Origin of the sequence: Massilia luteola (assembly GCF_034420155.1) — a bacterium.
Classification (GTDB): domain Bacteria; phylum Pseudomonadota; class Gammaproteobacteria; order Burkholderiales; family Burkholderiaceae_D; genus Telluria; species Telluria luteola.
This window is the reverse complement of sequence record NZ_JAXOFN010000002.1, coordinates 199479-221757: the sequence shown is the minus strand read 5'-3', so window position 1 is coordinate 221757 and position 22279 is coordinate 199479. Positions and strand designations below refer to the sequence as shown.

Below are 22279 nucleotides of genomic sequence, written 5' to 3'. Positions count from 1 at the left end.
CACCACGTGCCCACGCGTTCAACGTACGCCGGCACGGACGCGCCATATAAAGGAATACAATCGGCGGCATCCGGCCCACGCCGGCACGTTTTCGCCCGCCATGCGATCATATTGTCTATGAATACCATTGCCCCCGTTAAAGTCTTCGAATACGACCGCCCGGTCGGCGGCGTCTGTTCCACCGCCGAGGCCTGGGCGCGCACGCCGTCGCCGCTGGAAGTCGCGGAAAAGACCGCGCTGAAGGACCGCATCCGCCGCCTGCTCAAGGAGCGTGAAGCCGTCCTCGTCGCACACTATTACGTCGATGCCGACCTGCAGGACCTGGCCGAGGAAACCGGCGGCTGCGTGTCCGACTCGCTGGAGATGGCGCGCTTCGGCCGCGACCACCCGGCCAGGACGCTCGTCGTGGCCGGCGTGCGCTTCATGGGCGAGACGGCGAAGATCCTGAGCCCGGAAAAGACGATCCTGATGCCGGACCTGGACGCGACCTGCTCGCTGGATCTCGGCTGCCCGGCCGACGAATTCGCCGCGTTCTGCGACCAGCATCCGGACCGCACGGTCGTCGTCTACGCCAACACCTCCGCGGCCGTGAAGGCGCGCGCCGACTGGATGGTGACGTCGTCGATCGGCCTGGACATCGTCAAACACCTGCACGAGCAGGGCAAGAAGATCCTGTGGGCGCCTGACCGCCACCTGGGCTCGTACATCCAGAAGCAGACGGGTGCCGACATGCTGCTGTGGCAGGGCTCCTGCCTCGTGCACGATGAATTCAAGGGCGTCGAGCTGGACCTGCTGCGCGCCGAGTATCCCGACGCGAAAGTACTCGTGCACCCCGAATCGCCGGCCAACGTCGTCGCCCAGGCGGACGTCGTCGGCTCGACCACGCAACTGATCAATGCGGCGCAGACGATGGACGCGACACACTTCATCGTCGCCACCGACAACGGCATCCTGCACAAGATGCGCATGGCCGCGCCCGGCAAGATTCTGATCGAAGCGCCCACCGCCGGCAACAGCGCCACCTGCAAGAGCTGCGCGCACTGCCCGTGGATGGCGATGAACGGCCTGCAGAACCTGGCCGACGTCCTCGAATCCATGGACGGCAGGAACGAGATCTTCGTCGATCCGGAAACCGGCCGGCAGGCCAGGCGCGCGATCGACCGCATGCTCGACTTCGCCGCCGCCAAGAAGGCGAAGGCGCTGCCGACCGGGGCGCTGGAACAGGAAGCCAAACTTTTCAACGGGATCGGACCTGCATGAGCACGCTGCGCAACCCATACGCCGACGAAGGCCGGTTCGACGAGAAACTGCAGGCCGCTTTCGAACAGAACCTGCTGGCCGCGCTGCTGGAAGACATCGGCAGCGGCGACCTCACGGGCAAGCTCGTGCCGGAAGAGCCCCGCGCGCAGGCGCGCGTGCTGGTGCGCGAGCAGGCCGTCCTGTGCGGCGCGCCGTGGTTCGAGGGCATCATGCTGGCCGTTGACCAGGACATCGAGATCGACTGGCGCTATGCCGAAGGCGACGTGATGGCGGCCGACAGCATTGTCTGCACGATGACCGGCTCGCCGCGCTCGCTGCTGACGGCGGAGCGCGCGGCGCTGAACTTCCTGCAACTGCTGTCCGGCGTCGCGACGGCCACGCGTACCTATGTGGACGTCATCGCCGGCACGAAAGCGCAGATCCTCGACACGCGCAAGACGCTGCCGGGCCTGCGCCTGGCGCAGAAATACGCCGTGCGCGTGGGCGGCGGCGCCAACCAGCGCATGGCGCTGTACGACGGCATCCTGATCAAGGAAAACCACATCGCGGCCGCGGGCGGCATCACGCCGGCGCTGCGGGCGGCCACCGCGCTGGATGCCGGTGTGTCGATCCAGATCGAGGTCGAATCGATCACCGAGCTGGAAGAGGCGCTCGACGCGGGCGCGAAGTCCGTTCTGCTCGATAATTTCGACCTGGGCATGATGCGCGACGCGGTCCGTATCAACGCAGGGCGCGCGCTGCTGGAAGCGTCCGGCGGCATCAATCTGCAGACGGTGCGGGCGATCGCGGAGACGGGTGTCGACCGGATTTCGATCGGCAGCCTCACGAAGGATGTGAAGGCGACCGATTACTCGCTGCGGATCGTCGGCTGACCGTCTTACGCCGCACCAGAACACCGTCGTTCCCGCGGAGGCGGGAACCCAATTTCCCGTGATGCGCCACTGAAATTAGGCTCCCGCCTGCGCGGGAGCGACGGGTCATTGTGCGTCTTGCCCCTTACGTCCCGCTCTCGCTGGCCCTGGCCAGCGCCTCCGCCTGCGGATTGCGCCGATAGACGGATTCCCCGACCCGCGCCGCGATCCCGTCGATAGCCGCCACCACCTTGTCCGGATGCGCGTAATGCGTCATGTGCCCGACACCGGGCTGCAGTTGCAGCTCGCTGTCCGGCAGGCGCTCGTCCAGGCGCTCGGCGTTGTGGCCGACATCGACGATCCGGTCCTGCGTGCCGGCCATGATCACCGCCGGCACCTTCAGTTCCGGATAGCGCTTGGCCAGCGCGACCGCGGCCGGCACCATCATCACGGTCTCGGCGGCGCTGGCGCGCAGCTGGCTCGGCCGCAACATCATCCACACCGGCAATTCGCGGAAACGTGCGTCCACCGCTTGCGGCGCGAATACCCGCTTCGTCAGCGGCCGCCACAGCATGCGGGTGATGAGCGGCGACACGGTGTAGCGCATGAGGTCGCCGACGAGCGGGATCGCGGGCCCGGACAGCAACGGCACGTCCGCGCGCAGGCTCGGGTAGTAATAGCCCGACAGCAGGACGAGGCCACGCACGAAGTCGGGCACCTCCAGCGCCATCGACAGCGCGACCAGCGTCCCCCACGAGTGACCGAGGACGATGGCCGAATCGACGCCGATTTCCTGCAGTGCGTGATGCAGCAGGCGCGCCTGGGCCTGCGGCGTCCACACCTTGCCGCGCGGCCGTTCGCTGTAGCCGAAGCCCGGGCGGTCGAAGGCGATCACGCGGTAATGCTCGGCCGCCTTATCCATCAGGCCACTGGCCTGGAAATCGCTGGCCAGTACGCCGTTCCCATGCAATAGCACGAGTACGGGGCCGCTGCCGCGCTCCACATAGTGCAGGCGCACGCCGTCGGCTTTCACGAAACGGCCCTGGGGCGGATTCTCCGCTTCGGCCTGCTTCGTTTTGGAACGCACATAAAAATAGGATGCCGCGAGGCCAAGGCCGGCCAGCATGGCGCCGGCCTGCCAGGGTTTGATCGGCGTGCTGCGCAAAGTTGTCGTCACAGTATTCCCCCGTCGAGTGGTATGGATGGTGTGTCTGTTCCAGTGTGTTCCGAACCCTTGGTGAGCAGTTCCAGCGCGAGCGGCAGCACGCGCTCGGCCGTTTCCTCGATCTTGATGTCGAGCAGGTCGTCGGCGCGCGTGCGGCCGAGGTTGATGGCGGCGATCGGTTTGCCGGCCGCGTGTGCCATGCGGCAGAAGCGGAAGCCCGAGTAAACCATCAGCGACGATCCCACGACGAGCAGCGCATCGGCGCGCTCCATCTGGACGAGGGCGATGGTCGTGCGAGCCGGCGGGACGTTATCGCCAAAAAACACCACGTTCGGCATCAAGGTGCCGCCGCAGCACGTGCAATAGGGCAGGCGAAAATCGGCCAGTGCCGTCGGTTCGACGGACGCATCGCCATCCGGCAGCGGCGTCGCGTTCGCGCCCGCCACCTGCGGATTGAACTCTTCCAGCTGTCCCTGCACGAACGCGCGCGGGAAGACCGCCGAGCAGTCCAGGCACACGACCGTGTGGATATTGCCGTGCAATTCCAGCACGCCATGACTGCCGGCCTGGCCGTGCAGGCCGTCGACGTTCTGCGTCAGCACGGAACCGATCCGTCCGACCCGCTCCAGCCCGGCGAGCGCCCGGTGGCCGTGATTGGGCCGGGCCTGCGCGAGCACGGGCCAGCCGACCATGCTGCGCGCCCAGTAGCGCCGCTGCACGGCGTCGGATTTGCGGAAATCCGGACCGTGGATCGGCGGCTTGCCGCGCCGGGTGCCGTCGCGGTCGCGGTAGTCGGGAATGCCGGATGCGGTCGACAGCCCGGCGCCCGTCAGCACGAGGGCGCGCGGGTGGCGGTCGAGAAATGCGGCGATCCGCGCCGCGTGGTCGTGGATGGTGAATGCTTCGGCCATCGATGTGCTCCTTCCGCTTGGGATCGTAACATCCTTGATGCCCGGACGAAAACACGATTCCCGCGGCCATCGCCGCAGCCCGGCGTCAGCGCTTGGCGGACACGACGATGCCGCCGACGATCAGCACGAACGCGAGCACGTGATAGGCATGCGGCAGCTCGCCCAGGAAGGCGGACGACAGCAGCGCCGTGAACAGCGGCGTCAGGTTGACGAAGAACGCGCCGATGCCGGGCCCCGCGCGGCGGATGCCGGCACCCCACAGCGCGAACGCCAGCACGGCCGGGCCGACGGCGACGAACAGCAGCGCGGCGGCGACGGGCCAGCTCCATGCGATCGCCTGTGCGTCCAGCCCCCATTCGACGCCGGCGAAAGCCCCCGACCACAGCAGGCCGAAGGCGACCTGCGTACCGAGGAACGCCGCCCAGTCGGCGCGGAGCAGCGGCTCATCCTGCGGCTGCAGCAGCATCCAGCTGTAGAACGACCATGCGATCGTCGCGAGGATCATGTACAGGTCGCCCGCGACGAGGCGCAGCGCCAGCAGCTGGCCGACGTCGCCCCGGCACAGCACGACGAGCACGCCGGCGATCGACAGGAGCGCGCCGGCCACCTGGCGCGTCCGCACCGCCATGCCGTAGAACAGCCGGCCGACGAGCATCATCCAGACAGGCATCCCGGACGCGACGAGGGTCACGTTGATGGGCGTCGAACTTTGCAGCGCCAGGTATTGCAGCGAGTTGTACATCCCGATGCCGAGCAGGCCCAGCAAGGCGTAACGGCGCCAGCGGACCCGGATGGACGCCAGCACGCCGGCCTGGCGCAAGGTCGCCCAGCCCAGCGGCAGCAGCACGGCCAGCGCGATCGCCCAGCGCAGCAGGTTCAGCGTCATCGGCGGGACGGCCGTGCGCACCAGCCGTCCGACGATCGCGTTGCCGGCCCACAGCAGCGGCGGGACGGTCAGCAGCAGGGCGGTGGACGGGGTCAGCTTCTGGTTCATCAACCCGGTCAGCGGCGGCGCGGCGTCAGCACGCTGGGCAGGGCCTTGGGCAGGGTGTCCGGATAATCGCGGGAATAATGCAGGCCCCGGCTCTCGCGGCGCGACAGCGCGCTGCGCACGATCAGTTCCGCCACTTCGACGAGGTTGCGCAGCTCCAGCAGGTCGTTGGTAACGCGGAAGTTGCGGTAGTACTCGTCGATCTCTTCCTTCAGCAGCTTGATGCGGTGCTGCGCCCGTTCCAGGCGCTTGGTCGTGCGCACGATGCCGACGTAGTTCCACATGAAGCGGCGCAGCTCGTCCCAGTTGTGGGCGATGACCACTTCCTCGTCCGCGTTCGTGACGCGGCTCTCGTCCCACGCGGGCAGCTGCGGCAGCTCGACGGGCGGCGCCGCGGCGATCTGGTGCGCGCAGGCGCGGCCCACGACGAGGCATTCCAGCAGCGAATTGCTGGCCAGGCGGTTGGCGCCGTGCAGGCCCGTGTACGCCGTCTCGCCGACCGCGTACAGGCCCGGGATGTCGGTGCGGCCCGCCATGTCCGTCACGACGCCGCCGCACGTGAAGTGCACGGCCGGCACGACGGGAATGGGTTCCTTCGTGATGTCGATGCCCAGTTCGAGGCAGCGCGCGTAAATCGTCGGGAAGTGTTCCTTGATGAATTCCGGGCTCTGGTGCGTGATGTCGAGGTGGACGTAGTCGAGACCGCGCTTCTTCATCTCGAAGTCGATGGCGCGCGCCACGACGTCGCGCGGGGCCAGTTCGCCGCGTTCGTCGTGCGCCGGCATGAAGCGGGTGCCGGCCGCCGCGCCCGCCTCGGGCGGCAGCTTGAGCAGGCCGCCTTCGCCGCGCACGGCTTCCGTGATCAGGAACGATTTCGCGAACGGGTGGTACAGGCAGGTCGGGTGGAACTGGATGAATTCCATGTTCGACACGCGGCAGCCGGCACGCCAGGCCATCGCGATGCCGTCGCCGGTCGCCGTGTCGGGATTCGTCGTATACAGGTAGACCTTGCCGGCGCCGCCCGTGGCCAGCACCGTGTGTTCCGCCTCGCAGGTCAGCACCTTGCCGCTCTGTTCGTCCTGCACGTACAGGCCGTGGCAGCGCGGCTGGCCGACGAGGGCCGGACCCGCGTGGATGCCGCCCGGCTGCAGCTTGTCCGACGTGATCACGTCGATCGCGCAATGGTGTTCGAAGAGGGTGATGTTCGGATGCGCGCGCACCTTCTGTTCCAGGGTCACCTGCACGGCGTGGCCGGTGGCATCGGCCGCGTGGATGATGCGGCGCTGGCTGTGGCCGCCCTCGCGGGTCAGGTGGAAGCCCAGCTCCGCGGTCTCGTCGCGGGTGAAGGGCACGCCCTGTTCGATCAGCCACTCGATCGCTTCGCGCCCGTGCTCGACGATGTAGCGGGTGGCCGCTTCGTCGCACAGGCCCGCGCCGGCGACGAGGGTGTCGGCGATATGCTGGTCGTGGCTGTCGCCGGAATCCAGCACGGCGGCGATGCCGCCCTGGGCCCAGTTGCTGGCGCCGTCGAGCAGTTCGCGCTTGGAGATGATGGCGACCTTGCGGGTCTGCGCCAGATGGAGGGCGACCGACAGGCCGGCGAGGCCGCTGCCGACGATGGCTACGTCAAATTTCATCGCGTTCTCTTGGTTTTGCTTTTGTAAAGAGGCATCACTATAGACGATTTGGCGCGGATATGTGGGAGAGGGCGATGTTCAGCATCCGCGGCGGCCGTCCCGTACGTCGGCGAGAACGGATTCGTACAACCGGCGGTAGCGTGCCGCCGCCGACGCCCAGCTGTGCGTGGCCGCGATGCAGCGTGCGGCCGCCAGTCCAAGCGGGCGCAGCCGATACCTTTCGTCGAGCAACTGCGCCAGCGCGTCCGCGAGCGCCCGCCGGCTGCCGGCCGCGAACAGCATCCCGCTGTGCCCGTGCACGAGCAGGTCGCGGTGGCACGGGATATCCGACGCGACCACGGCACACCCCTGGGCCATCGCGTTCAACAGGTGGCGCGAGGGTGTCAGCGTTCCGCGCCCCGCCAGCGCAGGGAACACGGCGATGTCGGCCCGGGCCATCACGTCGGCGGCGCGCCGGCCCGCCAGCAGGCCCGTGACGCGCACATACCCGTTCAGGCCGGCCGCCGCGATCCGCGCTTCGAGCACTTCCATGCCCGTGCCCCCGCCGGCAACGAGCAGGCGCAGCGTGCGCCGCTTGTGGCGCAGGTCGTGCAGCGCGGCCAGCAGCAGCCCGATGCCGGCGGGCGCGTCGAGGTCGCCGGCATACGCGAGCAGCGGCGCATCCAGCATGTCCATGTCCGACGGCCGCGCCCCGCGGTCCAGCGCGGCCATGACGTCGGCCGCCGGCGGCAGGATGGCGATGCGGCGCGGGTGGATGCCGCTCGCCCGCAGCGCCGCCCGCATCTCGATGCTGGGCGCGGCCAGCGCATCGGCGCGCGCACCGGCGAAGCGTCCGAGCGGACCGATGCCGCTGCCGGCGGCGGCGCGGCGGTCGGCCTCGACCACGAGCGGCAAGCGGCCCAGCCGCGCCACGGGCCAGGCAGCGGATGCGTGCACGCTCGGGGCATGGACGTGGATCAGGTCGGGCCGGGTGAGAAGCACGATCCGGCGCAGGCGCAGGGCGAGCGCCGCGCCGGCCGCCAGGTCCGGGCAGGCGCGCAGCAGCCAACCCGGCGTCCGCGGCGCCGGCGTGCGGTACAGGTGCCACACATGGTGCGGCCAGGCATCCTGGCTATCGGCGTCGCACGCGGCCACCGCACTCAGGTGCACGGTCTGGATACCCTGCGCGCGCAACGCCGTCAGCAGGGCTTGTGTGCGCCGCGCGTAATCCGTCGGGCGGGCGCACGCCGCGTCCAGCACATGCAGGACACGCATCAGCGCATCCGCCGCAGGCTGTCCGCCGGTTCGCTGCGCGTGAGGGCATCGTAGACGGCCAGGTAGTCGCGCGCCATCGCCGGCATGCTGTGGCGGGCGATGACCTGGGTGCGGGCCCGTGCGCCGTGGCGTGCCGCCATGGCGGGGATGCGGCAGTAGTCGGCGACCGCCGACGCCAGCAGCTCGGTCGACATCGGGGGCACGAGGATGCCCGTGAAACCGGGATGCACCAGTTCCGTGTTGCCGCCGACGGCGGAGGCCACGACCGGCAGGCCCGTCGCCATCGCCTCCAGGATCGGGTTGGAACGGTCTTCGGCCAGCGAGGGCAGCACGAACAGGTCCATCGCGCGCAGCAGTTGCGGGACGTCGGCGCGGGCGCCCGGCAGCCACGCGCGCGCGGCCGCGCCGGCGCGGTGCAGCAGCGCCTGGCACTCGGTGCGCGCCGGCCCGTCGCCGACGAGCAGCAGCCGCAGCCGCTGGTGCGCCGGGTGCGGGGACGCGATCAGGCGCAGGAAGGCCTCGACCAGCATCGTGTGGTTGCCGGCGTCGTCCATCCGCCCGACGCTGCCCACGATGAAGACGCCGTCATGCATGAAGCCGGGCGGGCCGACGACGGCCGGCGGCCCGAGCCGCGGATGGAATTGCACGCTGTCGACGCCGTTCGCGATGTGCGACACGCGCGCCGGCTCGGCGCCCACGGATTCGATGAGCCATTGTTCGAGCTCGCCGCTGACGGCGATGAAATGGTCGACGAGCGGACACAGCATGCGGGGCAGCAGGCGCGCGGCGAGCCCGGCGGATCGCCCGGTGCCGGCCGCCGGGCGTCCATGTTCGGCATGCACGCGCAGCTTGACCCCGGCCAGCGCGGCGACGAGCTGGGCCGGCAGGCCGGCGCCGTTGCGCGTGTGGATCAGGTCGGGCCGCAATGCCCGCAGCACGCCGAACATGCGCAGGTAGTGGAGCGGATCGCGCCCGGCGCGCTTGTGCAGGTTGACGATCTCGACCCCGTGCTCGCGCATGCCGCCCTCGTAGCCGCCGCGGTCGTGCAGGCAGACGATGGCGTGGCGATAGCGCTCGGGCGGCAGATGGCGGATGAGGTTCAGCAGGCCGTTTTCCGTCTGCGCCATGTCGAGCGAGTCGACCACGTGGACGACGAGGCGCGGGCGCGCCGCCGGTTCGCACAGGGACAGCTCGCGCGGATGCTGGGCACCCATACGGCCCCGCGTCAGCGCTCGACCCGGCCGCTGCCCATGCGGCCCGGTGGCCGCAGCGGCATGAAGGAAAGGGTTCGTGCATGGCGGTCGATGTGCTTCATGGCGGCAGCTCCACGCTCGTTGACGGGTGCGCCGGGCCGGTGTCCGCGGTCGACGCTGAACTCATTATATTGCGCTGCAACGGACGTTTTTTTCGCTTTCCGGCGCCGTTGACTCGTCTCAAGGAAGCGCAGAATACGTGCAGCAACCGCGATCCGGACTTGTCCAACGAGGTGTGTACGCCGCCGCACCGAACGCCGGCCAGGCGCACGCTAGGATGGCCGTTCCATCCGTACGAGGACCCACCATGAGCACACACGACACCAACGACATCGCCGACCTGAAATCGAAGATCCGGGAAGTCCGCTTCCCCATGTTCACGTGGCAGGACGAGCATGGCCACCTGCTGAGCCAGCCAATGACGCAGGACGAGGTCGACGACGACGGCGGGATCTGGTTCTTCACCTCCACGCAGACCGCGCTGTGGGACTGCATCGCGCACCGCCCCCAGGTCAACCTGTCGTTCGCGAAACCGGAAGACAGCCTGTTCGTCTCCGTCAGCGGGCTCGCGGAGCGCGTCGTCGACCGCGAACGCATCCGCGCGATGTGGAACGCGGGCGTGCAGGCGTGGTTCCCGGCCGGCCCGGACGACGAACACGCCGTGCTGATCCGCGTCGAGCCGCACTCGGCCGAATACTGGGACTCGAACGACAGCAAGATGGTGCGCCTGTTCGCCGTCGCGAAGGCCGCCATGACGGGCACCCGGCCCGACCTGGATGCGGAACACCGCACGCTGAAATTGTAAAGACCGCGGCGCGCTGAACATTCCTCCCTTGCAATAATCGGACGGGCAGGCGTACAGTACATGCTTCTTCGGGGAGCGTGGATGAAACTGGACGGGCAGGGCGGAATGCGATGACAGGACCGCTGGAACTGGCCGCAAACGGCCTCACCGCCGTGGCCATCCTGCTGGCCGGCCGCAACAACGTCCACACCTGGTGGACGGGCATCGTCGGCTGCACGCTGTTCGCCATCCTGTTCGCCCAGAACCGGCTGTACGCCGACGTCGCCCTGCAGGTCTTCTTCGTGGCCACCAGCGTCGCCGGCTGGTGGAAATGGGTGCGCGGCGACCATGGCGAGCCGCTGCCGATCACGCATGCCGGCGCCGCGAACCTGGCGTGGACGGTGCCGCTGGGCGTGGCCGCCACGGCCGGCTATGGCGCGCTGCTGCATTTCACGACGAACGCGTACGCGCCTTTCCTCGATTCGGCCGTGCTCGTCTTTTCCGTCATCGGCCAGATCCTCATGATGCAGCGCCGGGTCGAGAACTGGACCTTCTGGCTGCTCGTGAACAGCATCGCCGCGCCCCTGTATCTGAGCCGCGGCCTCGTCCTGACGGCCGTGCTGTACGCCGGCTTCTGGGTCAATGCCATCGTCTCCTGGCGCAACTGGTACCGACTGGCTGCGCGACAGACGGCGGCGTCCGCCAAGCATGCGGAAATTTACGAAAGTTCCCAACCGTGAACAAGAAATCGCTCGCGGCTGCGGTGGCGATGCTCGCCTGCACGTATTCCGCAGCGGCGCAGACCGGGCCATCGCGGTCGGCGGCGATCCGCTGGCCGGCCCGGCCGAACCCACGCGCGCGAACTTCGGCATGAAGGGTAGCGCCGTCATCCGCGGCGGCACGCCATAATATGCGGGGAGGGCAGGCCGGGGGACACCGGCCGCGGCCCTCATCGGGATGTCCGGGACACGTCACCAATCCACCGAGGAGGAACGATGTCTTACGACGATTTCAAAGCCTGTATCGAGGCCTGCGACGCCTGCGCGGCCGCCTGCGACCGCTGTTCGACCGCCTGTCTGCGGGAAGACGACGTCAAGATGATGGCGCGCTGCATCGCGCTCGACATGGACTGCGCCCAGGTCTGCCGGACGGCTGCCGCCTTCATGGCACGCGGCAGCGACGTCGCGCGCGACCTGTGCCGCCTGTGCGCGACCGTGTGCACAGCCTGCGGCGACGAATGCGGCAAGCATCCGATGGACCATTGCCAGGCCTGCGCGCAGGCCTGCCGCGCCTGCGCGGACGCATGCCGGCGCATGGCCGGCGCCTGAGCGGTCAGTCCCGGCGCGGCGGCGCCAGGTCGTCCTCGGTCTGGTTGCCGCCGGTTTCCGGCGCGCCCAGCCCCGTCGAGCCCGGACTGGCCTGGCGGCTGCGGGTGTCCTGGTAGCCGCGGTTGATGGCCGTCGCGGCGGTGCCGGCGCCTTCGGCCTCGTCATCGGGACTCCCCTGGCGGCTGCCCGCCGCGCCGGACTGGCTGGCGCCGCGCGCCGACGGCGCTTCTTCCTCCGGCCGCGGCTTCGTCAGCGCACGGCCGCCGCTGCCGCCCGTCTCCGCCATCGTCTCGTGGGTGGGCGTGCTGCCCTGTTCGCCGCTCGTCGCGTTGCCGACGCCGATCGTCGCTGCCTGCTCGTTCTGCTGGCCCTTGCCGGCGCCGTTGCCCTGGTTGGTCGCGTGTGCGTTCATATCGCCTCCGTATGCGTAGTTCGATGAGCGATTGTTGCCGTGTGCAGGCAGGCCGTCTGTCGGCAGGCGTTGCGTGCGCGTGTAGGATGCCGGCCCAGCCGCTCAGACCGGGATCTCGGACGTGCCGCCGCCCACACTGCCGAACGCCTGCAATTGTTCGAGCGACAGGCGGCGATCGTTGAGGGCGGCGAGGATGGCCTTCAATTGCGCCGGCTCGGGCTGGATGTAGACGATGCGCTGCTCGACCTCGTCATCCCAGCAGCGCATATAGGGCACGTCGGTCTCGGCCATGATCTTCGCGTCGAAGCTGCCGTCGCGCAGTTCGCCGAACAACGTGACGCGGGTCGTGTCGGCTGTCGTGTTTTTCACCGTGATGGTCATGCCTGTTCCTTTCGAGTCGGACTGCGTCACGGCGATTGTCCCGTAGGCGCGGCCGGCCTGCAAACGCCGTTCAAGCGTGCGCGGCCGCCGAGCCGGTGGCGCTTTCGCGGCGGGATGAGATATACTGTACAAAAACACAGTTATTTCTTTCCTCATGCCGACCTTTACGCCCATCGACCTTGGTCCAACGCTTCCGGAAGAGATCGCGACCGGTGCCAGCAGCCGGCTGTACGTCAAGATGTACCGTCAGGCCGACGATGCCATCACGGAAGCGACTACCGACATCGAACTGGCGCGCGAGTTCATCGCGCACGGCGAACTCAGCGCAAAATCCATCCAGAACACGCAAAAGGAATTGTTCCGCTTCCTGACCTGGTGCCGCGAAGAACCCGGCAAGACGCTGGGCCAGCTGAACGTCGCCGACCTGAACGCGTACAAGGAATTCCTCAAGAATCCGCCGCCCGAATGGGTGTCCACGACAAAATGGCCGCGCACGGATGCGCGCTACCGGCCGTTCACGGGGCCGCTGTCGGACGCGAGCCGGCGCCAGGCGATGATCGCCGTGAAGGGCCTGCTGGGCTTCGCGGAGCAGACCGGCTATTTGCGCCGCAATCCGGCCGCGCTCGTCCGCAACGTGCGGGCGCCGTCGGCCAGCCGCATCACGCGCTACCTGACGCAGGGCGCGATCGCGCTGGCGCTGGATACCGTCGCGCGGCGTCCGGCCGGGACGCCAGCCGCCGTCAAACGGCGCGAACGCGACCGTTTCCTGCTCGTCGCGTTCGCGCACACGGGCGCGCGCCTGAACGAGATCGTCGGCGCGGCGATGGGTTCCATCTACACGGAAGGCAATGGGCGCTGGTGGCTCGACGTCGTCGGCAAAGGCGGCAAGCCGCGCCGCCTGCCGGTCCCGCAAGACATGCTGGACGCCTTCCGCGCCTACCGCCAGGCGTTCGACCTGTTGCCGCAGGCAAGCCGCGCGGACCGCACGCCGCTCGTCCTGTCGAGCCGCAGCCGCGACCTCGCGCGCATCACCGACGAAGCGGCCGCCGAAGCGATCAAGGCGGCCTTCGCCGACGCGGCGCGCGTCGCGGACGGCCTCGGCGACGCCGACACGGCCGCCACGCTGCGCCAGGCGTCCGCGCACTGGCTGCGCCACAGCATGCTGACGAACCACGCGAACAACGGCGTCCAGCTCAAGACGCTGCAGGACACGGCCGGGCACGCGAACATCGCGACGACGGCGGCCTATCTGCACAAGACCGATAACGAGCGTTACGACGAGATCATCGCCTCCGCGCGCGGACGCGGGATCCTGTAATGCGGCCGCGATCGAGCCGCCATGTTGCCTATACTGAGGCATGATCATGCAAGCGCACGACATGACCAGCGGTATCGACGGCGACGTGATCCTGCGGCCGGTCGGCCCGGTCGAACGGCCCGGAGCGGACAACCAGCGTCCTTACGAGGCCGTCATCGGCGTCACGAACGCGGCCGGACGCCGGGTGGCCGAGGCGCGCAGCGATGCGAACGGCCGCTTCGTGATCATCCTCGAACCCGGCACGTATGTGCTGCATCCCGAGTCCGAAGCGATCTATCCACACGCGCCGGACCAGGCGGTGACCGTGGTCGAGGACCATGTCACGGCGGTCCGGATCGTGTACGACAGCGGTATCCGGTGAGTATGCCGGCACCGCACCGGTTCACGCCGTAAAGCCGATGCCGACGATACGGCTGCCCCAATCATGGTTCGACAGGATATCCTCGTTGACCAGCCAGGCGCGCCGGGCATTGCGCGGATCGACCGTCACCGCCGAGTAATCGCCCCAGCGGCCGTTGCCGAACCACGTCGGACTCGTGAACGCCGCCGTGCCCGGGCTCAGGCTGTACGTGCTGCCGTTGTTGTGGTCGAAGCCGGAGAACCGCACCTGGGCGTTGGTGCCACGGGGCGGATCGGTCAATGTCCATGTCACGTACACGTCATTGGCGCTGTTGGCCGCGATCGAGGCGTTGAAATCGAACGACGTCGACGTTCCGAAGAAGAATGCGCTTTGCACGAGCGCGCCGGCCGCCGTGTTGATCTGGTAGAACTTGGGCGCCGCATAGCCGACCAGATTCACGGTATGGACCTGCCACAGGAAGTCGCCCGTCTGCGTGCTGGCGTTGACGAACCGGCCGTCGAGCGTGTCGAGCACGGCACGGGTGCCCGGTTGCGGGGCCGCGGGCGGCGCGGAATACGACGGCACCGAAACATTCACCGGCCCCGTCAGCTGGATGGCGTTGGGCCTGCTCGAATTGGTGAGCGTGTACAGGCTCAGTGCGCTGCCGCCAGATGCGGCGACCAGGAAGGTCCTGGCGTTCTGGTCCAGTACGATCGGCGGCGCGAGCGTGGCGCGCAGGCCCGTGAAGACCGGCACCGCGAAACCGAGCCCGTTGTACAGGCGCGCCTTGGCCACCGCGAACATGTCGGCGCCCCGGAAACCGCCCGACGACGTGAATACGTTGGCCGTGATGATGATCGCGTCCTGGTCCATGCCGAGTTGCGGATAATCCCAGAAATCGCCGGCATTGAAGGTCACGTTCAGGCCGTAGATGAAATACGCGCCGAGCGGGTTCGACGTGGTGGAGATCGCGACGAAATGGAATTGGCGCGTGTCCGATTCCTGGAACGCGTCGGCGGTGACGATCCAGCGGTTCCAGACGCTGTCGTAGACGGCGCGCGGATCGAACAGCACCCGGGTCGTATAGCCGAAGAAGGCCGCGAGCGACATGCTGGTGCGCTGGCTCGGGTTGGTCCGGACAAAGATGTCGACGTGCGAATTCGTCACCTCGACAAAATGGTCGAGCCCGATGGCGCCGTGCGTGTCGGGCGGGATCAATCCATCGACGTCTGTCGCGCCCGGCACATTGGGGCCGACGAGGCCGATCCGCGCACGCGGCGACGCTTCGGCTTCGGTTTCGGTGTCGAAGGGCTTTTCGGCCGCCGGGCCCTGCGCATGCAATGTCGCCTTGAGCTCGTCGTATTGATCGGCAGGTATGGTCGGCAAGAACGGCTTCGACTTCGCTTGCGCGATCGACCGCGCGGCAGGGGGCGGGTTGTTCTGCATGTCCCGCAGCATGGTCTCGACAGACCTGACCTGCGGCGCCGCGGCCTCGAGCTGCGGACCGACTTCGATTGAAGAATGTTTCACGGCATTACTCCTTTCCATTGAGTGGCCAATCTTGTCCACGGCAGATATGTCGCGGCGCGACGCGCAGCAGCCTGTCCTGCGTTCCCGCGCCCCTCACTATCGTTACAAACGGACTGAGCGTCGTTGACAGCAATCAGGGGATAGAAATCGCCGCGAAGAGGGCCGGGGATCGTTAATATCGAAAAGGAGCGGACGTCTCGGCGCGAAGATGCTGGCATCGCCACGGGGTACTCGCCGGGCTCCCGACCGGATGGGCGCCGCGCCGCTGGCGTTACGCCGATTTCAAACTTATAATGCGGCGACTCTTTTATCGTCCGATGAGCTATCCTCGCCAAACCCGTGTGCTCAGTGCTGTCGTGGCGCTGCTGAGCTTGCTGTTCATGCAGCTGGCCGTGGCGGCGTACGCGTGCCCGAACGTGGCGCCGGCGCGGAGCGCGCCCATGCTGGACGGCGCCGGCCAGCCGATGGCGGATTGCCGCCAGACCGACAGGCAAAGTCCCACGCTGTGCCACGAGCACGCGCACAAACTGATCCCATCGCTCGACAAGCCGGACGCACCCTTCGTGATGCCGTTCATCGCGGCCGGTATCGCGCTGCTGCTCTGGTGGCCCGACCATGCCGTGGCCGCACCGAATCCGCCGCGCGTTTTTCTGCACGCCTCCGGTTCGTCGCCGCCGCTCGCGATACGCCACTGCTGTTTCCGCCTATAACCTCCAGCCGCCAAGTCGTCGTCCCGCCCGGTTAAGCCCGTGGCGGTGCCGTTCTTCGCACTCTGGAGCTTTCACATGCAATTTCTTGACCTCATCGGGAGGCACGGTTCGTGCCGCCCCGACGTGTTCGGCCCGACACTTGCGCTCGCATTGTCGCTGGGCCTCGTTTTACCTCATGCACAGGCGGCGGCCGAGGCCGAAGGCCTGACGCTTGCCCAGGCACAGCAGCGTGCGCTGGCGCGCTCACGCGCGTTGCCGGCGGCGGACGCGTCCGCAGCCGCCGCCCGCGAACTGGCGGTCGCCGCCGCGAGGCTGCCCGATCCGGTGCTGCGCGCCGGCATCGATAATCTGCCGGTCAGCGGCACCGACCGCTTCAACATCGGGTCCGACTTCATGACGATGCGCACAATCGGTGTGATGCAGGAACTCACCGCGCCCGACAAGCGGCGCCTGCGCGCGGCCGGGATGGAGGCGGTGGCCGACCAGGCCCTCGCGGAAAAGGCGGTGGCGACCGCGCGCATCGAACGCGAGACCGCACTGGCCTGGTTCGACCTGTATTTCGCGCGGCAGGTGGACGATCTCGCGCGCCAACAGGTCAGTCAGGCACAACTCGACCTGCAAGCCGCGCAAGCCGCCTACCGTGGCGGCAAGGGCAGCCGGGGCGACGTCTTTGCGGCCCGTGGGCGTGTCGGTACTGCCCAGGATAAGGCCGACGAATCCGACACCCGCGTCGACACGGCGCGGCGCGCCCTGGCGCGCTGGGCCGGGCGCGACGCCGACGTCGCCCCCGCAAGCCTGCCGGATATCGACCGGATCCGGATCGATCCCGGCGTCCTCGACACCGAGCTCGCGCATCACCCCGAGATTACGGTGCTCGATCGCGAGGAAGCCGTCGCGCGCACGCAAGCCCGGCTCGCCGAGGCCAATCGGCATCCCGACTGGACCGTCGAAGTATCGCTGCAGCACCGTGGGCAGGGCTATTCGAACATGGTCTCCGTCGGCGTGTCGGTACCGCTTCAGTGGGACCGGAAACACCGCCAGGACCGCGAACTCGCAGCCGCGCTCCTGCAGGCCGACCGGATCGGCGACGAGCGCGAAGAAAGCCTGCGCGCCCACACGGCGGAGGTGCGGGCGCTGCTCGACGGGTGGCGCAGCGCGCGTCGGCGCCTCGCCCGCTACCGGCACGAGCTCGAGCCCCTCGCCGCCGAACGGAGCGCGGCCGTCCTGGCTGCCTACCGTGGCGGCAAGGCCGCGCTGGCCGACGTGCTGGCGGCGCGGCGCAACGAACTCGACGTCCGCCTGCAAGCCCTGCAGATCGAGGGCGCGGCGGCGCAGCGCTGGGCGCAGCTGAACTATCTTTATCCATCCGACCGCGGCACGGCGGCGTCTTCGCACCACCCGGAGGCAATGCCATGAACCGCCGCATCGTCATTTCCACCATCGGCGCCGTGCTTGTGCTCTCGCTCAGCGTCCTCGGCGCATATCGCCTCGGCGCCCGGGCGGGCGCGGGCCGGGGCGCGCCGGTTGCCGCCAAGGTCCTGTATTGGCACGACCCGATGGTACCCGACCAGAAGTTCGACAAGCCCGGCAAGTCGCCCTTCATGGACATGGCCCTGGTGCCGGTCTACGCTGACGAGGGCCAGGCCCCGGGCGGCGTCGCCGTCAGCCCGGGCGTCCAACAGAATCTCGGGATACGCATCGCCGCGGTCCGCAAGGGCGCGCTGGCGGGCACGCTGGACACCGTCGCCAACGTGGCGTTCGACGAACGCGAGCTCGTCCAGCTGCAGGCCCGCAGCAGCGGCTATGTGGAAAAGCTGTTCGTCCGTGCGCCGCTCGAGCCGGTACGCAAGGGCCAGGCGCTGCTCCAGTTGTACGCGCCCGACTGGGTCGCGGCACAGGAAGAGTACCTGGCGATCAGTCGCATGCCCGCCGGCGCGGATACGGCGGGCCTGCTCGATGCGGCCCTGCAGCGCATGCGGCTCGCGGGCATGACCGCGACGCAAATCCGGCAGGTCAGCGCACGCGCGCAGGTCAGTCCGCGCATCACCGTCACCGCCCCGGCCGACGGCGTCGTCAGCGAGCTGTCGGTACGCGAAGGCATGACGGTGACGCCGGGCGCGCCGCTGTTTCGGATCAACGGCCTGCGCACGGTCTGGGTCAATGCCGAGGTGCCGGAAAGCGCGGCGGCCCGGGTCCGGCCCGGGATGGCGGTACGCGCCACCAGCCCGGCTTTCCCCGGGGCGGAATTCGGCGGCAAGGTCGAGGCCCTGCTGCCGGAGGTGAACACAGCGACGCGCACGCTGAAGGCGAGGATCGTGCTGGCCAACCCCGGCGGGAAACTCGTTCCGGGCATGTTCGCGACGATTCACATGATGCCGGCGCCCGGGCGCGAGACGCTGCTGGTGCCGTCGGAGGCCGTGATCCAGACCGGGGAACGCACGGTCGTCATCACCCAGTCCGGCGATGGAAGTTTCGCGCCGGCGGACGTCGTCACCGGCACCGAGGCCGATGGCCAGACCGAAGTCCTCAAAGGCCTGAAGGAAGGCGAAAAGGTCGTGGCATCGGGCCAGTTCCTGATCGATTCCGAGGCCAGCCTGCGCGGCACGCTGCGGCGCATCGGCGGCGCGGCGTCCCCGGTGCCGGCGCGCGCCGCGCCCGCGGCCGCACCCGCGCCCGCGCCCGCGCCCGCGACCCATCATGCCGCAGGGAAGGTGGAACGGATCGCCAGGGACGAAGTGACGATCTCGCACGGGCCGATTCCCAGCCTGAAGTGGCCAGCCATGACGATGGGCTTCATGCCGCCGGCCGGCGGGCTGGCGCAGGACATCCGGGTCGGCGATACCGTGCGGTTCGAGATCCGGGCGACGCACGCCGGGAGGTACGAGATCGTATCGATTGCGCGCGACGCCGCCGCGCCGGGAGGCGCCCGATGATCGCGCGCCTGATCCGCTGGTCGATCGCCAATCGCTTCCTGGTGCTGCTTGCGACCCTGGGCCTCGCGGCCTGGGGCGTCTGGGCGGTCCAGCGCACGCCGGTCGATGCGCTGCCTGACCTGTCGGACGTACAGGTGATCATCCGCACGACGTATCCGGGGCAGGCGCCGCAGATCGTCGAGAACCAGGTCACCTATCCGCTCACGACCACCATGTTGTCGGTCCCGGGCGCCAGGACCGTGCGCGGCTATTCGTTCTTCGGCGATTCCTACGTGTATGTCCTGTTCGAAGACGGCACCGATCCGTATTGGGCGCGCTCGCGCGTGCTCGAATACCTGAACCAGGCGCAGTCACGGCTGCCGCCGCAGGCCAGGCCGTCGCTCGGGCCGGATGCGACGGGCATCGGATGGGTCTTCGAATATGCGCTGGTGGACCGCACCGGCAGGCACGACCTCTCGCAATTGCGCGCCCTGCAGGACTGGTTCCTGAAGTACGAGCTGAAAACGGTGCCGAACGTGGCCGAGGTGGCGAGCATCGGCGGCATGGTGCGCCAGTACCAGATCCAGCTCGATCCGGACAGGCTGCGCGCCTATGGCATCACGCATGCGCGGGTGATCGATGCGGTCCGCAAGGCGAACCAGGAGGCCGGCGGCTCGGTCCTTGAACTGGGCGAGGCCGAGTACATGGTCCGCACGTCGGGTTATCTGTCGTCGCTCGACGACTTCCGGCGCATCCCCCTGGCGACGGGCGGCGGCGGCGTGGCGGTGACGCTGGGCGACGTGGCGCGTGTGCAGGTCGGACCCGAGATGCGGCGCGGCGTCGCCGAGTTGAATGGCGAAGGCGAGGTGGCCGGCGGCATCATCGTCATGCGCTCCGGGAAGAACGCGCTCGCGACCATCGCCGCGGTGAAGGCCAGGCTCGCCCAGCTCAAGTCGAGCCTGCCGGCGGGCGTGGACATCGTGCCGACCTATGACCGTTCGCACCTCATCACACGGGCCGTGACGAACCTGGAGCACAAGCTGGCCGAGGAGTTCATCGTGGTCGCCGTGGTCTGCGCGCTGTTCCTGTTCCATCTGCGCTCCGCCCTGGTCGCCGTCGTCTCGCTCCCGCTCGGGATCCTCGCCGCCTATACCGTGATGTATTACCAGGGCGTCACCGCGAACATCATGTCGCTCGGCGGCATCGCCATCGCCATCGGCGCGATGGTCGACGCGGCGGTCGTCATGATCGAGAACGCGCACAGGCACCTGGAGGCTTGGCACCATCGGCATCCCGGCGCGACGCTCGACGGCGCCGCGCACTGGCGGGTGGTCGAAACGGCGGCCGCCGAGGTCGGGCCGGCGCTGTTCTTCTCGCTCCTGATCATCGTGCTGTCCTTCATTCCCGTGTTTGCGCTGGACGCGCAGGAGGGCAAGCTGTTCGCGCCACTGGCGTTCACCAAGACGTATGCGATGGCCGCCGCCGCGGGCCTGGCGGTGACGCTGGTGCCGGTGCTGATGGGCTATCTCATTCGCGGCAGGATCCCGCGTGAAGACACCAACCCGCTGAACCGCGTCCTGATCCGGGTGTACCGGCCGTTGCTCGAGATCGTGCTGCGCCGGCCGAAGACGACGCTCGGCGTCGCGGCCTGCATCGTGATCGCGACGGTGTGGCCGGTCAGCCGGCTGGGCAGCGAGTTCATGCCGCCGATGGACGAGGGCGATCTGCTGTACATGCCGTCGGCGCTGCCTGGGATCGGCATCGGCAAGGCCGCGGAGCTGCTGCAACAGACCGATCGGTTGATCAAGACCGTGCCGGAGGTCCGGACCGTGTTCGGCAAGGCGGGCCGGGCGGAATCGGCCACCGATCCGGCCCCGCTCGCGATGTTCGAGACCACCATCCAGTTCAAACCGCGCGACCAGTGGCGCGCCGGGATGACGCCGGACAGGCTGGTCGCGGAGCTGGACCGCGTCGTCAGGGTGCCGGGGCTGTCCAACGTGTGGGTGCCGCCGATCCGCAACCGGATCGACATGCTGGCGACCGGCGTCAAGAGCCTGGTCGGCATCAAGGTCGCGGGCGCCAGCCTGCGGGAGATCGACCGCATCACGGGCGCGATCGAAGCCGCCGTGCGCAAGGTCCCCGGCGTCTCGTCGGCCTTGGCCGAACGACTGAACGGCGGGCGCTACATCGACGTGCACATCGACCGCGCGGCCGCGGCGCGCCTCGGCTTGAACGTGGCGGACGTGCAGGGCGTGATCGCGGCCGCGGTCGGCGGCGAAGACATCGGCGAGACGGTGGAGGGCTTGCAGCGATTCCCGATCAACGTGCGCTACCCGCGCGAAGTGCGCGACTCGCTGGAGAAGCTGCGCGCGCTGCCGCTGCTCACCGACGCGGGCGCCCAGATCCGGCTCGGCGACGTGGCCGCCATCCGCATCGACGACGGCCCGGCCTTGCTCAAGAGCGAAAACGCACGCCTGTCGGGCTGGGTGTACGTCGACGTCCGGGGACGCGACCTGACGTCGGCGGTGCGCGCGATGCAGCGGGCGGTCGCCACCGAAGTCCGGCTTCCCGTGGGGTATTCGGTATCGTGGTCCGGACAGTTCGAATACCTGGAACGCGCGGTCGCGAAGCTGAAGGTGGTCGTGCCGGCGACGCTGGCCATCATCTTCGTGCTGCTGTACCTCACCTTCGGGCGTTTCGACGAGGCGGCCCTGATCATGGCGACCCTGCCGTTCGCCCTGGCCGGCGGGGCGTGGATGTCATGGCTGCTGGGCTACAATCTGTCGGTGGCCAGCGGCGTCGGATTCATCGCGCTCGCGGGCGTGTCGGCCGAATTCGGCGTGATCATGCTGCTGTACCTGAAGCAGGCGTGGGACGCCGGGCTCGCCGCCGGCCGCGGCAGCGAGGCGGACCTGGTCGAAGCGATCCGCGAAGGCGCAGTCCTGCGTGTGCGGCCGAAGGCGATGACCGTCGCGGTGATCATCGCCGGCCTCGTGCCCGCCATGACCGGGACCGGGACGGGTTCGGAGATCATGCAGAGGATCGCGGCGCCGATGGTCGGCGGGATGATCACGGCGCCGTTGCTGTCGATGTTCGTCGTGCCTGCCGTGTACCTGTTGTTGCGACGCCGTCGCGTGCGGCGGCTCGCGTCGGCCGCTGTCCTGGCGCGCGAACGGGCGGCATGATCGCGAACGGCTCTCGCGCATGTGGTGAAATTTTGGTCCGCATCATTGGTTTATGCC

The 22279-nt window shown here is 68.7% G+C and carries 20 protein-coding genes; 11 read left to right on the top strand and 9 right to left on the bottom strand.

Annotated elements, in window-relative coordinates; genetic code table 11:
• Nucleotides 1-117: 117 nt before the first annotated feature.
• Nucleotides 118-1260, top strand: a complete 1143-nt coding sequence (gene nadA / locus U9J41_RS04020; protein ID WP_322400401.1) for a quinolinate synthase NadA — start codon at nucleotides 118-120, stop codon at nucleotides 1258-1260.
• A complete protein-coding gene (gene nadC / locus U9J41_RS04015) occupies nucleotides 1257-2132 on the top strand; it encodes a carboxylating nicotinate-nucleotide diphosphorylase (RefSeq protein ID WP_322400400.1) in 876 nt (291 codons plus the stop codon). The genes nadA and nadC overlap by 4 nt, the downstream gene beginning before the upstream one ends.
• A gap of 124 nt (nucleotides 2133-2256) precedes the next feature.
• Here nadC and U9J41_RS04010 read toward each other — a convergent pair whose 3' ends face one another.
• The 6 genes from U9J41_RS04010 to U9J41_RS03985 all read right to left on the bottom strand — a co-directional run bounded on the left by U9J41_RS04010 (nucleotide 2257) and on the right by U9J41_RS03985 (nucleotide 9283).
• Complete coding sequence (locus U9J41_RS04010) at nucleotides 2257-3288, bottom strand: alpha/beta fold hydrolase (RefSeq protein ID WP_322400399.1); 1032 nt, start codon at nucleotides 3286-3288, stop codon at nucleotides 2257-2259.
• Nucleotides 3285-4187, bottom strand: coding sequence for an NAD-dependent protein deacetylase (locus U9J41_RS04005; protein ID WP_322400398.1), 903 nt, complete (start codon nucleotides 4185-4187; stop codon nucleotides 3285-3287). The genes U9J41_RS04010 and U9J41_RS04005 overlap by 4 nt, the downstream gene beginning before the upstream one ends.
• Before the next feature lie 85 nt (nucleotides 4188-4272).
• Nucleotides 4273-5181, bottom strand: a complete 909-nt coding sequence (locus U9J41_RS04000; RefSeq protein WP_322400397.1) for a DMT family transporter — start codon at nucleotides 5179-5181, stop codon at nucleotides 4273-4275.
• Nucleotides 5182-5189: 8 nt separating this feature from the next.
• Nucleotides 5190-6863 carry an L-aspartate oxidase gene (nadB, locus tag U9J41_RS03995; protein ID WP_322400727.1) on the bottom strand — a complete coding sequence of 558 codons (1674 nt, stop codon included), beginning with the start codon at nucleotides 6861-6863 and terminating at the stop codon, nucleotides 5190-5192.
• Nucleotides 6864-6893: 30 nt separating this feature from the next.
• Nucleotides 6894-8069, bottom strand: a complete 1176-nt coding sequence (locus U9J41_RS03990; RefSeq protein ID WP_322400396.1) for a glycosyltransferase family 4 protein — start codon at nucleotides 8067-8069, stop codon at nucleotides 6894-6896.
• Nucleotides 8069-9283: a glycosyltransferase gene (locus U9J41_RS03985; RefSeq protein ID WP_322400395.1), complete on the bottom strand. Its 1215-nt coding sequence runs from the start codon at nucleotides 9281-9283 to the stop codon at nucleotides 8069-8071. Before U9J41_RS03985 ends, U9J41_RS03990 begins: the two co-directional genes overlap by 1 nt.
• 346 nt (nucleotides 9284-9629) lie before the next feature.
• On the opposite strand from U9J41_RS03985, the gene U9J41_RS03980 reads away from it, so the two are divergent.
• The 3 genes from U9J41_RS03980 to U9J41_RS03970 all read left to right on the top strand — a co-directional run bounded on the left by U9J41_RS03980 (nucleotide 9630) and on the right by U9J41_RS03970 (nucleotide 11434).
• The gene (locus U9J41_RS03980; RefSeq protein ID WP_322400394.1) at nucleotides 9630-10127 is read left to right on the top strand and encodes a pyridoxamine 5'-phosphate oxidase family protein; all 498 of its coding nucleotides are present in this window, start codon (nucleotides 9630-9632) and stop codon (nucleotides 10125-10127) included.
• A gap of 110 nt (nucleotides 10128-10237) precedes the next feature.
• The gene (gene pnuC / locus U9J41_RS03975; RefSeq protein WP_322400393.1) at nucleotides 10238-10846 is read left to right on the top strand and encodes a nicotinamide riboside transporter PnuC; all 609 of its coding nucleotides are present in this window, start codon (nucleotides 10238-10240) and stop codon (nucleotides 10844-10846) included.
• 255 nt (nucleotides 10847-11101) lie between these two features.
• Entirely contained in the window at nucleotides 11102-11434 is a 333-nt protein-coding gene (locus tag U9J41_RS03970) for a four-helix bundle copper-binding protein (protein ID WP_322400392.1), read from the top strand.
• 4 nt (nucleotides 11435-11438) lie between these two features.
• Here U9J41_RS03970 and U9J41_RS03965 read toward each other — a convergent pair whose 3' ends face one another.
• Both U9J41_RS03965 and U9J41_RS03960 read right to left on the bottom strand, forming a co-directional pair.
• The gene (locus tag U9J41_RS03965) at nucleotides 11439-11846 is read right to left on the bottom strand and encodes a hypothetical protein (protein ID WP_322400391.1); all 408 of its coding nucleotides are present in this window, start codon (nucleotides 11844-11846) and stop codon (nucleotides 11439-11441) included.
• Between the two features lie 102 nt (nucleotides 11847-11948).
• Nucleotides 11949-12227, bottom strand: a complete 279-nt coding sequence (locus tag U9J41_RS03960; protein WP_322400390.1) for a hypothetical protein — start codon at nucleotides 12225-12227, stop codon at nucleotides 11949-11951.
• A gap of 154 nt (nucleotides 12228-12381) precedes the next feature.
• On the opposite strand from U9J41_RS03960, the gene U9J41_RS03955 reads away from it, so the two are divergent.
• Both U9J41_RS03955 and U9J41_RS03950 read left to right on the top strand, forming a co-directional pair.
• On the top strand, nucleotides 12382-13545 hold the full coding sequence (locus tag U9J41_RS03955) for a tyrosine-type recombinase/integrase (RefSeq protein ID WP_322400389.1): 1164 nt from the start codon (nucleotides 12382-12384) through the stop codon (nucleotides 13543-13545).
• A gap of 46 nt (nucleotides 13546-13591) precedes the next feature.
• A complete protein-coding gene (locus tag U9J41_RS03950; protein WP_322400388.1) occupies nucleotides 13592-13906 on the top strand; it encodes a hypothetical protein in 315 nt (104 codons plus the stop codon).
• A gap of 21 nt (nucleotides 13907-13927) precedes the next feature.
• Here the strand turns inward: U9J41_RS03950 and U9J41_RS03945 are convergent, their stop codons facing one another.
• Nucleotides 13928-15415: a hypothetical protein gene (locus U9J41_RS03945; protein ID WP_322400387.1), complete on the bottom strand. Its 1488-nt coding sequence runs from the start codon at nucleotides 15413-15415 to the stop codon at nucleotides 13928-13930.
• Between the two features lie 317 nt (nucleotides 15416-15732).
• Between U9J41_RS03945 and U9J41_RS03940 the strand changes: the two genes are divergently transcribed.
• The 4 genes from U9J41_RS03940 to U9J41_RS03925 all read left to right on the top strand — a co-directional run bounded on the left by U9J41_RS03940 (nucleotide 15733) and on the right by U9J41_RS03925 (nucleotide 22222).
• Nucleotides 15733-16125, top strand: a complete 393-nt coding sequence (locus U9J41_RS03940) for a hypothetical protein (protein WP_322400386.1) — start codon at nucleotides 15733-15735, stop codon at nucleotides 16123-16125.
• Between the two features lie 75 nt (nucleotides 16126-16200).
• Complete coding sequence (locus U9J41_RS03935) at nucleotides 16201-17541, top strand: TolC family protein (protein ID WP_322400385.1); 1341 nt, start codon at nucleotides 16201-16203, stop codon at nucleotides 17539-17541.
• Nucleotides 17538-19058 carry an efflux RND transporter periplasmic adaptor subunit gene (locus U9J41_RS03930; protein ID WP_322400384.1) on the top strand — a complete coding sequence of 507 codons (1521 nt, stop codon included), beginning with the start codon at nucleotides 17538-17540 and terminating at the stop codon, nucleotides 19056-19058. Before U9J41_RS03935 ends, U9J41_RS03930 begins: the two co-directional genes overlap by 4 nt.
• Nucleotides 19055-22222 (top strand): efflux RND transporter permease subunit, encoded by a 3168-nt coding sequence (locus U9J41_RS03925; protein ID WP_322400383.1) that lies wholly within the window; start codon nucleotides 19055-19057, stop codon nucleotides 22220-22222. The genes U9J41_RS03930 and U9J41_RS03925 overlap by 4 nt, the downstream gene beginning before the upstream one ends.
• Nucleotides 22223-22279: the final 57 nt, after the last annotated feature.